Genomic DNA, 11,890 nt, shown 5'->3' on the forward strand with positions numbered 1-11,890 from the left:
TTACAAAATTGTGAACTTAAGCACAAAGCGGTCCTCTGCTCCAAGGGCGTGAGACTATTTCCCCAGTGAGCGGATCGCTGTATTTCTAGCGCAGGTTCAAACTACCTTTAGATAGAAGAACATTTTGGCCAATTAGAGATATTATTCACCAATAAAAGCTAAATTTTGCACAAGGCGGTGTAAATGATGTCCGATTCATCCATTCTCAAACGAACGATCCACAAGCATGTCATTCCAAGCAGTCTGCTGAGCGCAGATCGCCATGTTCGCGTCTACCTGCCGCCAGGCTATCAGGAGATGCTGAGCTATCCGGTCGTCTACTGTCAGGATGGCGAAGATTTCTTCAACTTTGGCCGCATCGCGACCTATGCGAATAAACTCATTATTGAAGATGATATGGAGCCTTTCATCATCGTCGGCGTAGACGTGGACAAAAAAATACGTACATCTGAATATTCCCCGGACGGGGAACGTTTTGAATCATATACCCGCGCGTTCGTCGAAGAGATTGTTCCCTTCATCGAGCAGCATTATCCAGTACGGACCGATTGGACCGAGACCGTCTTGGCGGGCGACTCGCTGGGCGGCACCGTCTCTCTTCATCTGGCGCTTCGCTATCCCGAACGCTTCCGTCAGGTCATCTCGCTGTCGGGTGCGTACTATCCCTGCTCGCAAGAGCTGATTGCCCGAGAATCGGACTTGTCCTGGCTGCATTTGTTCATGATCGTCGGACTGCAGGAGACCGCTTTCAAGACGGATCGGGGCGTGTTCGATTTTGTCGCCTTGAACCGGTCGGCGAAGCAGCTTCTGGAGGACAGAGGCGCCCATATCCAGTACAGCGAGCATGACGGCCAGCATCAGTGGGGCTTCTGGCAGCAGCATATCCCGGACGCGCTCCGTTTTTTCCTTGAATAGTCCCCTTTGTCTGTCCCGTCAAAAAAGAACAGCTAAAAAAGTAGTGGCATACTGAAGGGTATGTCACTACTTTTGTGTCGATTGGCCATGATTCAGGCCCTGCTCCTGAACGATCTTGTCCAACAGCCGGATGCAGCCCGCCTGAATCAGCCGGTATACTTCATCAAAATTGCCGGTGTAGTACGGATCAGGCACGTCTTCAGCCTGCTCCTCCGGAAGCAGCGTCATAAAGCGCATCACTTGAGCCTGTCTTGCTTCCGCCCCTTCCCAAGCCAATACATTCTGTTCATTGCTTCTGTCCATGCATACAATATATGTAAAATCATTGAAATCTCCGGGTTTTACTTGTCTGCCCAGCATGCCTTCGTATGAAATGCGGCGTTCATCCAGTATCGCTCGCGTGCCTTGGTGGGGCGGCTGGCCAATATGCCAATCTCCCGTACCTGCGGAATCGACGGCAATCGCGTGTTCCAGGCCCGCCTGCTTCACTTCATGTCGAAATATCGCCTCTGCCATCGGTGAACGGCAAATGTTGCCGAGACAGACGAACAATACGTTCACCACTGCGGTACACCTCCTTTCAGCTACTGGTGGGTAAGGGCTCTTCACCTGTAAATATACCTATCTCGACAACAAATAACAAGCCCGTGTTCCAAGAAGGCCAGTTAGGGATTGGTCTCGCTGCGGCAATCGGATATACTTAGAACGCACACATCATCTATAATTCGGGACTTTCAGCGCTAGAAGGTCTCACAAAAGGAAGGATAGCCATGTACATAGCTCCCCCTGTTCCCCGCCCTCGGCATGTCGTTATTTGCGCCGGCGGCATTCTCGATGCCTCCCTGCTCTCCGTGTGTAATGAGGCGGATGTCGTTATCGGCGCAGATCGGGGTGCATTGGCTTTGGCCAATCATGGAATCTGCCCGGACGTGGCGATTGGGGATTTCGATTCCGTCACAGAGGACGAACGGAACCAAATACGAAGCTGCAGCAAGCATTATCAAGATTTTGACGCGATCGACAAAGATTATACCGACACCGAGTTGGCCTTCCATACGGCGCTCGCTTGGAAGCCCGCCCAGATTACGCTGCTCGGCGCAACCGGCACGAGACTGGATCATACCCTTGGCAACATCCATCTGCTGCGGGTCGGACTTGACCAAGGGATCCAATGCCAAATTGTTGACGCCCACAATATTATCCGGCTGACCAACTCCGAGCTGACTCTGCCGCGGCAGCCCTACCCTTATCTGTCGCTGCTCCCGCTCAGCATGACGGTCACCGGCATCACGCTCAAGGGCTTCGCCTATCCTCTGACAGATGCCACGCTGCATATCGGGCAATCGCTCGCGATCAGCAACCAGTTCGCCGAGGAGGAAGGAACCGTCACCATTCGGGACGGCTACCTGCTCGTCATCTGCAGCCGCGACTAAGCGGAAGCAAGCGGGCTGCCAGCTGGCGCGTTCTCACTGTGAGGAGAGAACCGCATGCCCTCGCAAGCCAGGTCAGGGACGGCAGCAGGTCTGGACAATACAGACCTCTGCCGTCCCTTGCTGCACCTATAGCAGGACCGCACCGCATAATGCCGATACGAGGACGACCGACCATGGCGGAAGCTTCCATGCCATCAGCAGCAGGGAGCCGATCAAGACAATCACAAAGTGGGCCGGACCCTGTACGGAGGTCGTCCATACCGGCTGGTACAGCGCCGCCAGCAGGAGCCCGACCACGGCGGCATTAATCCCGGCGAGGGCGGCCCTTACGCCGCTCCATGTCCGCAGCCGCTCGGCGAAGGGAAGCGCCGCCGCGATAAGCAAATATCCGGGCAGGAAGATGAAGACGAGCGCCACGATGCCATAGAGCGTACCGAGCCAGCCCGGCGCCAGCGACGCGCCGACGAAGCCTGCGAAAGTGAACAGCGGGCCGGGAACGGCCTGCGCGGCTCCGTATCCTGCCAGCAAGGCGGACTCGCCCATGATGCCGCCCCTGCTCAACTCCTCCGCCAGCAGCGGAAGCATCACATGGCCGCCCCCGAACACAAGCGATCCGGTGCGGAACATCATGTCCGCCAGCTTGGTTGCCGGGCCGGGCAGCGCCCCCGCAAGCCACGGAAGCAGGATACCGCCTGCTCCGAACAAGATCAGCATCGTCATCGAGAAGCGGAGCGGCAGAACGGCTTCCGGAGCTTCGCCGCTTCCCTCCGGCTTCGCCTGTTGCTGGGAAGGCTTGCGCAGCAGCAGCCAGCCTGCGGCAGCGGACAGCCCGATTATCGCGATCTGGCAATATGTGCCGGGTACCGTTAATGCGCCGACGGCCGCGGACGCCGCAATCGTCTTGCGCAGCGGGTCCGGCGTCAGTTGGGCCGACATGCCGCGCAAGGCGTGAATAATGACCGGAATCGCCACCAGCTTCAGACCCTGCAGCCAGCCGGGAACCTCCCCTGGCAGCCAGCCGATGCCGAAGGCGAATAATATCAACAGGCAAGCCGATGGCAGCGTGAAGCCGGCCCACGCCGCAATCCCGCCCAGCCAGCCGGCTCGCCTCATCCCTATCGCCATGCCCAATTGGCTGCTCGAAGGACCTGGCAGCAGCTGGCTCAACGCGTTCATATCCGCGAATTGCTCATCTCTAACCCATCGCAGCTTATCGACATACGTATCTCGAAAATAACCGATATGCGCGGCGGGACCTCCGAACGAGGTAAGCCCCAATTTTAACGCCGTCCAAAACACTTCCCATAGCTGTCCGTGACTTGACATCGCTGCCTCCTGAATCGTTGACATGGTACGCTGCCGCCTCGATCGATAAGGATTATGGAGCGGCAGCAAGACAGACCTCCGTCTGATTCCTTATTGATATCACGCACAGTACGGACGGCGCAACCGGTTTACAACAATTTAACATGGCGGTTACGGCCCGTTCGGGCATGGCCGCGGGAAGTATCCTTGTGCCGCAGCCTCCTTTTCGCTCGCGAAGGTCTCTGCAATGGCGTCCCGCTCCCCGCACCGGGAACGGTAATAAATACGGATGCCGTCCCGAATCGCGCCATAGACGACAGGACGCTTGACCAGGCGTCCTCCGCCGAACGCATAGTTGTTATAATAGTGTACGCCCATCGGAAGCCCTTGAATAAATGCGATAAACCCGATGTCATCGACCGTGTTGTTCCAATCCTCCTGCCCGATCAGCGGTAGCGTAAACGTATACGTAATCCCCAGCTTGCGGGCATGCGTATTGTGTTGGTTGATATAATAGGCCAGATCTGCCTGAAGCGTGTTCACGATCGTCGTCCGGCGCACCTGCTCGAACTGGCCGGCATCCGCCAGAAGCGGAATGCGCTGAACCGCGGCCTCCTTGACCCGCTCTCGCTTGCCCTCATACCATCGCTGTGTCGTCGCATCGAACGCATGGACGTAATCATCCAGCGTGAACGACACGCTGTTCCCCAACGCATCCGCATAAGCATACGGCTTCTTCGCATGCCACAGCGGCTTGGATTCCAGTTCGCCGTCGCGATTGCGAATTTCGCCGTAAGCCTGAATCCAATAGCCGTCATAATCGATCACGGCGATAACGGGAACATGTCCGAGCAGCACCTGCTGCCCGACGGCATCACCGGATACATCGAAATTGGTGAATAGCGTCGCGTAAAATTGCTCCAATGCCCGTTCTTTATTGGCCCGAAAATATTTCAACGAGTCGTAGCCCGGTTCATATTGCTGATATTCATTCATATGAAGCGCGAACGCCGCGTCCTGCACCGCAGCATGGACAGCCCCGTCATACATGCGCGCCAGCTCCATTGCGCCAGCCTGGTCCCCGATACGCCAATCCTGCAGCAGCATCGCCGGAAAGAAAATGGCGACGAAAAACAGCGCCAGTCCGATGAAATAACTGGAATTAATAGTCTTCATTCCGCACCATTCCTCCGTACGGGATGTAGATCCGCGCCAAGTCATCAGGAAGCGTGCGGGTAAGAAAGCTGCGAACGAGAGCAGCATTGGTTTCATTCACATTTTTGGCGACGACGCGAAAAATATCTCCTGCCTTCAAATAATATACCCGGTCCGGATCGGTTAGCGGTGCTGATGAGTCCGGGAACAGGACGCGGTTCAACTCATCCGTATAATGAAAATCATAATATACCTCGAAGCGCGCTTGGAAAGTTCCAGCATCCGCCGGATCCGCATGGATAGGATTGTATTTCTTAATACCGTGCTCCATCTCAATATCGAAGACATGGCCGCTTTGCGCCAGCTGGGCGTTCAGGTCATTAACCATGATCGGCGTAATAAATCCTTTGTCACGGACGGCATCGACAAATCCGGTAACCGACGAATAGGCCAGCGTATAAGCAAGCTGCTCCTGCTGCTGATATGAAGCGCCAAGCGGATACAGGAACATCAAATAACACGAAATGACTGCGGCGAACAACGTTATGATCCCTTTGGCCACACCGTTCTCTCCTTCCTATAGCGGATCGAAAATCACCCTCTCCAGGCTCCCGTCCGGACGCCATACCTGCTTCATGCGATACAATCCGTTCAGCCGGATTCCCGAAGCGTCTAGACGGTCCCTGTCCACATCCCGCCCATATTCTGTCAAGCCCACTTGAATCACGGCATCCATCGCGCCAATATGATAGATCGATTGCAGCACGGCCGCTCCCGTGACCGTATAGGTTGGCGGAATTTGCAGCCGGGGCGCGATATTCGGATCACGTTCATCGAGAACGCTATCCGCTTCATCCAGCAGAAGATTACGGGCGGTTACCGCATCATGTGAGAACGATAGCGCCGCCACAAAAAGGATAAAGGCAACCGTAAGGGATATCATGTGAGCGGCATTTTCCATATCATTTCTCCCCTCATCCAGAGTACGGCTCGATTGGCAGCCGCCAAGAACCGGACACGACTTTGAACTAGAGTACAGGCGGCCTGTTAACTGAATTCTCCGCTTACTGTTGCTCGAACACGATGCCGCGTGTCACATTGCTTTGGTCCACGATGACGCGGGCTTTAAATTTGCCGCTCGGGTTGACATAGCTGTCGAGCGACTCCAGTGTCGCCAGTTCCAGGCTTTCGTTACGCTTCGCGCTGGAGAAGGTCCCGTTGTCAAGCACATCCGACCCGTAGTAGGTTCCTTCCGTAATTCCATTCGACTTGTTTTTGCCGGTGATGACGCGGACGCCGAACTGATCCTGCTTAAAAAATTTGCGGATGGCATTCACGACCTGAGAACCGCTTACCGTTGTATTGTCATATACAGTGAACGATGCTTTGCTGAGCTCCGTCTGTATAGACGAGAACTCATTTTGCGCCGTCTTCGTCGCCTCCTGCGCGCTGACGAACAGCAGTACGACAATCGTTATCAACGCAATGGTCAAAAAGATTCCCGCCGCTACCTTTAGCGCGGATTGAGCATTATTCATGGCAAATCACCTGCTCCTTTTTCCGATTTTTATTCGATTGGTTTCTGATAGGCACGTCTCGCTATGATAGGCCGCTTACTAGCCGGAAGCTACAGCTGGCGAATTTGTTCAAAAGACGTGCGCATTTGCTCTGCGCTCATCCAGACGAGCGGAATGACCAAGTATAGAAAGACGAGCGCATACATCGGCGCGAATCCGAACCATTGTCCCCATACCGCTTTGGCATCGATGCTCTTCTCATAATGCTGCTTGATCATTTCCTGCTCATAGAGCCAGTCCTGCTCTACGTCATCGAAGGCTTGATGGAGAAGAATCAGATCGAAGGCCAATTCGATTTTTTCGACAAAGCGGACAAAGTCCGGATAAGGTGCATCCCGCTTCAGCTGCTGCAGCGCCTCCTCCGCCCCGCTCTCCCAATTCATGAGGCATGCGTGCAGCGGCTTCCTGAAATAAATAGAGCTGCGCCCCATCCAGCCCACGATCTGTTCAGCCGTCATGCGGTCGAAGGCTCTCAGCAGCAAGGTCAGCGACTGGAACTGGCTAATCTCCGTCCTCATGTCAATATGCTGCAGCCGGATCCGGACATGAAGGAGGACGACCGGACAAGCATAAGCGGCAAGACTTGCCGCTAGGACCAACAGCACCTCCCACCATTGGATGCGGCTCCCTTGCAGCCGATCAGCATAGTTGGCGAAGGAGTTGACTAATTGCTTGGATTTCCGATCGCTTGCCGCCGAAGGGTGAGCCAAGAGTTGTCCCTTCCACGTCTCAAGCTCTTCCTGCGACGGCTGAGCGGCGCTGCTGCCAGGCACAGCCGGCATCTCCAGCCCGAGCGCGACCATCTGTCGCTGCAGTTGATTCCACGCCCCGGCTGCGGCTGTCGACTGCAACAAGAACAGCAGACAGACCCCGCAGACCAGCACGACCGCAGCCAAGGCCCAGCGCCGGGCATAGAATTGATCGACCGGCATGTCGTCGTTCGCCTCTCTCAGCAGCCGCTGGACCCGGCGAATCGTTGCCGCCGGTGTGCGGGCCATCAAGCGGCGCACAAGGCGCTTGACGGCAGAGCGTGTCCAGAGACGGCGCTCCCATGTCCGCCGGGCTGCGGCTTCGGCCCGGCCCGGCTGCCAATGCAGCTGAAGCAGCAGCCTGTGGCAGATGAAGACCGTGATGAACACCGCCAGTTGGAGCAGCCAGCCGAGCTTGCTCTCATAAAATTGCTCCATCAACGGGAAATAGGCCTTTGCCCATCGGGCGAGCGGGTCAGCGAACAACACGGGCACGACCGCGATTGCCTGGAGCCCGCTCAGCAAATATTCCAGCCGGGAGCGCATCGCCAATTCCAAATGCATCTCTCTCACGAGCATCGAGATGCCTTGAAGATAGGAGGACCCTTGCCGCTGAGGCGGATCCCCGTATTCGGCCACGAAGCGCGACAATCCGGCGAACAGCTTGAAGTAACGGTTCGGAGCCGCCTCCTCATACGCAGCCAAGGCCGCTTCCGGCTCCTGTTCATCCATCATGTCAAGCATTCGCTTCATATGGGGTTCCAGCATCGGGTGGCTGCCATCCGCCGCCTCGGCGATCGCCGCATCGACCATGCGATGGCGATGATAGGCTTGCCTCACATTGGCGAAAGCCTCCGCTCCGAGCTTCAGCAGCTTGCGTTCGGCGCGCTGGACAGCCGCATCCCGGTACAGCCCTTCCGCGACGCTCAATACGAGCAGAAGCATGAGCCATGACAGCACATCCTGATGGAACGACAGGAACACGATCGCGGCCAACGCAGCCGTCGCGGCGCTGCCGAGCAAGACGGCTGCCGTCTTTCGGCGCAACAGCCATTCATCATACGAATAGAATGGGCTTAGCCGCTGCCGGATTGCGTGCGCCCGTCCCTTCAACAGCGGCGTCTTCACAGCCATCATATAGAACCGCTGCAGACCTGCATGCCATGCCGCCTTCATATGTGCGCCCCAAGATTCGCTTCGCCGCGGGAATAGATGAGCTTGTCCCGCTTCCAGCCTTCGGCTGATCCGCCAGAGCAGCATACCAACGGCTACCGAGACGGCAGCCAGCCCCATCAGCACAGTACTAACCGGCAATCGCCATCCCTCCTTCCTGGCTCAGCCATTCACGGAAGCGGCGCTTGTCCTCGGCCGTCATTTCCCGCTCCATGGCTTCCGCCTGCCGATCGGAGAGCGGATGAACCAAGCAGTAGCGGCCTTGCCGATATTCGACAATATTGCGGTATTCGAACGCGCGCGTACGGCCAAGCCGGCGGTGCAGCTGCTCGGAGGACAGGATGTAGCGCTCCCAAGATACTCCTCCGCTCCCGCTCTCCCCGGCCGGCGGCATCTCTCCCGGCTCTGGATCCGCCACCGGGATGCACTCGGTTATCCGCTCGATATACCGTTTTCCGTCGGCGTCCCGGGTCAGATGCACATCAAAATGGAGAACGCCGCTAACCTGCTGCTCCGCAATCGCTTCATTGTGGAACATTCCGCTTTTAAGCAGCGAGTTGCGAAGCGCGAATATAAGATCCGGGAATGTTTTCGCATGATGCGTGAAGACGGTGAACAAGCTTGCGACCTGCGCCATTTGAATCATCCAGGCCGCGACCGGATCGGTTGCGACTTCCCCGAGTATATGCACCGTGCCGTCCGTTTTCTTCTGCACGTCCAGCCCGGCCTGGCCTGAAATGCGCTCGGTCTCCCTTAGCGAGACGATATTCCGCTGCGGGTACAGGCGCCGCAAATGGAGCTCGAACGCCTGCTCCTGCACGCGAAGCGGATAGAACGAGTAGATGGATTGGACTAACGCCATCAACAGCGTCGTTTTCCCCGATCCTTGCGCACCGGTAACGGCCGTCACCCTCGCCCCCTTCATTAAATAAGTAAGCAGGGCGATCGGCAGCTCGGCATTTTTATCCGTAATCAGCTGTCGAAGCGTGACCCGGCTCGTATCGAATTTGCGGATGAAAAAGCACCATGATTCCGCAAACGGCGGGCGAAGAACGACAACCCGCGAGCCATCCTTCATATGATTGACCCGGTAGCCGTCTGCTTCGGTCAGCGGTCCGGGCGATTGATATTTGTAAATGTTGTGGCACACTCTTCGCAGTTCGGCATCGCTGCCGAAGGAAAGAAACGCGAACCGAATCGATTTCCCTTTATAAAAAACCCACACGCTGTCGCAGGCGCGGATATCCTCCTTGTCCTGCTCCCCCAATTCCGGCTGCACCATATCGGCGTAGGGCGATCCGGCCAACACCTCAGGGACCCCGTTAATGCCGCCGGATACGCCGTCAATCCGCATGTCACGCATCTCATCAATGACTGAGAACCCTTTGTACCGCTGATACAGGCGCTGAGCTACAATACGTATCCGATCGCGGTGCGCGAACTTCAATCGCTCCAGCCGAAACGCCGCGTCGACATCCGCGCTCGTGACGACATAGCCTGATTCGTCCTCCGCAGACGGAAGAGTTCTTAATTCATCCCACTTGTACGTCCGTATCAGTTCATCCAAGGCTCCGTACCCGTATCGCTGCTTGTATACATACAGGAGCAAGTCGAACTTGTCCTGAACAGTCAGCAGATCCGGACGATTGAACGAGATAAGCCGCTCCAGCTCACCTGCTCCAAGCTTGATGTGCTGTTCGACAATATCGACAATCCAATCTTTTATATATTCCTTGGCCGCAGGCTCGCCGTTGTTGCATGCTTTCAACGCCTTTTTGAGCGCCAGCCGCCGCGCTGTCTCGCGCCGGAATTCCTCTTCATTCGCATGAACATCCATCAGAATGTCGGAGGTCCACGTGACGAAATACTGCTTCACCGCGGCATCCAGCTTCTCCCATGTCCAATCCTGCCGCTTGCCTGCATTGGCCCTTCCCCTGTCGCGCAGGCGCAGCCCCAATCCGGCAAGTGTGCCCGCAGCAATGACCGCGATAAGAATTCCGTTCCAGAACATGCGCTCACCCCGCTTCCCCTGGACCGGAACGCGCTATCGCGCCTGACTCCGACATGAGCCATTCCGCCAGCTTCTTGTGGTGATCGGCAAATCCATTCCGCTGTATCCGCTGCGGCTTCATGAGCTGCTGAATATACCAGGCAAGCAGCTTGCCCTCGTCTGCCGCGTTACGGAAACCGGCAGAGTACGGAATAATGAACAGCGGTGCCTCCGGCTTGTATTGACGCCGAATCCGGACATCATTTTGCCGGATATCGTCATCATACATGCCTAATATATAGGCGGAGGCGGAAGAACTACGATCGCGGAATGCAGCCTCCAGCATAGAACGCTGCTGGCTGGCGACAAGCAGCGTCCCTTGGGCCCGCGCCCCGACAGCTTGCGCCATATCGTCATCTTCTCCACCCGCGTCCCACAGCACGATGTCATACCGTTTCTCTGCCAGTCTCATTATCCTCGGTATCCATTGGCGCAGCTTGCCTCCTCCATACGCTCGTTCATGCTCGTCGTCGAAGCCCGGCAGCATATCGAGATTGCGCATGACGGGAGCCGTGAAGGACACGAACATATCATCCTCCGCTTGCTGGTGCTCCAGCATGCGAAGCAAATTGCTCCAACCATTCGGAGTGGCGCGATAAAGGATCGAAGACGCGGCCTCCGGCTTCGGCAGGAGTGCCTCCAGGCCCCTTCCCCGCTGCTCGGCATGAATGAGCAGCACGCGCAGCTGGCAGCGCCAGGCGAGCGTCATTCCCAAGCATGCCGTCACAGAAGTGCCTCCGCACATTCCCCGTCCCGCCGAACGTATCATCCATTGCTTGCATAGCGGCATTTTTGCATTACCGTCCTTTCGTCGTGGCCTTCAAGCATTTTCTCCATTCTTTGTCTGCCAGCGAACCCGCAATCCGTTCCGTCAACTCGCGCCATGCTCTTTTTGTTCCGCGCGCATAGGCTTGAAGACGGATCGTTCCCACATGCTCCTGATCCATCTTCGCCGCCCAATCCCGTTCGTCTTCAGGAATGACTACCGCGGCCTCCGACCAGCGCTGTTCGAACCCCGACTGATACAGTTCTTTCATAAATTCCAGCTCGGACTCCGGCTCCAGGGAACGGAACAGAACCGGAATGAATGCGAGCGGCTCCCCTTCCTGATTGCGCTGGAAGGCAGCCAGCCACTCTTTGTTCTTCGCAATGTGATAGCTCTCTATTGTCTGGCAGAGGAAGCGGCAATCCGCTTCCGCCCATTGCGCGGGAGCAAAAAATGTGGCTGAATCCGTATCGATGAGGACATCATCATAGCTCGGTGGCGCCTCATCTTCCCGCTCCAGTCTCCGGAACGCGTCCATCCAATTCGAGCATCCGGTCAAAACATCGAAGCCGTTCCAGTTGATCAGACGCATGGACGGGTCCGATCCGGCAACCCGGTACGCGCTCCATTGCGCCTGGGTCCCGTCAATCAACAGTACTTTGCGCTGCAGCCGGGTCAGCAATGTGCATACCGCAAATAGATGCTCGCTCTTATCCACGCTTCCGATAAAAACCGCGCTACTCAATCGTATTCCCCCTCTTCTTCAC

The 11,890-nt window shown here is 56.5% G+C and carries 12 protein-coding genes; 2 read left to right on the forward strand and 10 right to left on the reverse strand.

What is annotated here, in order from left to right; translation table 11 throughout:
- The first annotated feature begins 186 nt into the window (after window positions 1–186).
- The gene (locus NNL35_RS20170; protein ID WP_006675480.1) at window positions 187–915 is read left to right on the forward strand and encodes an alpha/beta hydrolase; all 729 of its coding nucleotides are present in this window, start codon (window positions 187–189) and stop codon (window positions 913–915) included.
- Window positions 916–981: 66 nt separating this feature from the next.
- Here the strand turns inward: NNL35_RS20170 and NNL35_RS20175 are convergent, their stop codons facing one another.
- Complete coding sequence (locus NNL35_RS20175) at window positions 982–1,479, reverse strand: low molecular weight protein-tyrosine-phosphatase (RefSeq protein ID WP_006675479.1); 498 nt, start codon at window positions 1,477–1,479, stop codon at window positions 982–984.
- A 206-nt stretch (window positions 1,480–1,685) separates the two neighbouring features.
- On the opposite strand from NNL35_RS20175, the gene NNL35_RS20180 reads away from it, so the two are divergent.
- Window positions 1,686–2,348, forward strand: coding sequence for a thiamine diphosphokinase (locus NNL35_RS20180; protein WP_006675478.1), 663 nt, complete (start codon window positions 1,686–1,688; stop codon window positions 2,346–2,348).
- 126 nt (window positions 2,349–2,474) lie between these two features.
- Here NNL35_RS20180 and chrA read toward each other — a convergent pair whose 3' ends face one another.
- The 9 genes from chrA to NNL35_RS20225 form a co-directional block, all read right to left on the reverse strand.
- Window positions 2,475–3,698, reverse strand: a complete 1,224-nt coding sequence (gene chrA, locus NNL35_RS20185; RefSeq protein ID WP_238535281.1) for a chromate efflux transporter — start codon at window positions 3,696–3,698, stop codon at window positions 2,475–2,477.
- Window positions 3,699–3,824: 126 nt separating this feature from the next.
- Window positions 3,825–4,829: a hypothetical protein gene (locus NNL35_RS20190; RefSeq protein ID WP_006675476.1), complete on the reverse strand. Its 1,005-nt coding sequence runs from the start codon at window positions 4,827–4,829 to the stop codon at window positions 3,825–3,827.
- Complete coding sequence (locus NNL35_RS20195) at window positions 4,816–5,370, reverse strand: hypothetical protein (RefSeq protein ID WP_006675475.1); 555 nt, start codon at window positions 5,368–5,370, stop codon at window positions 4,816–4,818. The genes NNL35_RS20190 and NNL35_RS20195 overlap by 14 nt, the downstream gene beginning before the upstream one ends.
- Before the next feature lie 15 nt (window positions 5,371–5,385).
- Entirely contained in the window at window positions 5,386–5,769 is a 384-nt protein-coding gene (locus NNL35_RS20200; protein WP_006675474.1) for a hypothetical protein, read from the reverse strand.
- Window positions 5,770–5,872: 103 nt separating this feature from the next.
- A complete protein-coding gene (locus NNL35_RS20205; RefSeq protein ID WP_006675473.1) occupies window positions 5,873–6,346 on the reverse strand; it encodes a hypothetical protein in 474 nt (157 codons plus the stop codon).
- Window positions 6,347–6,435: 89 nt separating this feature from the next.
- Window positions 6,436–8,448, reverse strand: coding sequence for a hypothetical protein (locus tag NNL35_RS20210; protein WP_006675472.1), 2,013 nt, complete (start codon window positions 8,446–8,448; stop codon window positions 6,436–6,438).
- Window positions 8,438–10,318, reverse strand: coding sequence for an ATPase, T2SS/T4P/T4SS family (locus NNL35_RS20215; RefSeq protein WP_006675471.1), 1,881 nt, complete (start codon window positions 10,316–10,318; stop codon window positions 8,438–8,440). The genes NNL35_RS20210 and NNL35_RS20215 overlap by 11 nt, the downstream gene beginning before the upstream one ends.
- 4 nt (window positions 10,319–10,322) lie before the next feature.
- On the reverse strand, window positions 10,323–11,084 hold the full coding sequence (locus NNL35_RS20220; RefSeq protein WP_006675470.1) for a hypothetical protein: 762 nt from the start codon (window positions 11,082–11,084) through the stop codon (window positions 10,323–10,325).
- A gap of 70 nt (window positions 11,085–11,154) precedes the next feature.
- Window positions 11,155–11,868, reverse strand: coding sequence for a hypothetical protein (locus tag NNL35_RS20225; protein ID WP_006675469.1), 714 nt, complete (start codon window positions 11,866–11,868; stop codon window positions 11,155–11,157).
- Window positions 11,869–11,890: the final 22 nt, after the last annotated feature.

The organism is Paenibacillus dendritiformis (genome assembly GCF_945605565.1).
Classification (GTDB): Bacteria; Bacillota; Bacilli; order Paenibacillales; family Paenibacillaceae; genus Paenibacillus_B; species Paenibacillus_B dendritiformis_A.

Coding starts and splice junctions, on each gene's coding strand:
- NNL35_RS20170 (WP_006675480.1), top strand. CDS start 187: ATGTCCGATTCATCCATTCTCAAACGAACGATCCACAAGCATGTCATT.
- NNL35_RS20180 (WP_006675478.1), top strand. CDS start 1,686: ATGTACATAGCTCCCCCTGTTCCCCGCCCTCGGCATGTCGTTATTTGC.
- chrA (WP_238535281.1), bottom strand. CDS start 3,698: ATGTCAACGATTCAGGAGGCAGCGATGTCAAGTCACGGACAGCTATGG.
- NNL35_RS20190 (WP_006675476.1), bottom strand. CDS start 4,829: ATGAAGACTATTAATTCCAGTTATTTCATCGGACTGGCGCTGTTTTTC.
- NNL35_RS20200 (WP_006675474.1), bottom strand. CDS start 5,769: ATGGAAAATGCCGCTCACATGATATCCCTTACGGTTGCCTTTATCCTT.
- NNL35_RS20205 (WP_006675473.1), bottom strand. CDS start 6,346: ATGAATAATGCTCAATCCGCGCTAAAGGTAGCGGCGGGAATCTTTTTG.
- NNL35_RS20215 (WP_006675471.1), bottom strand. CDS start 10,318: ATGTTCTGGAACGGAATTCTTATCGCGGTCATTGCTGCGGGCACACTT.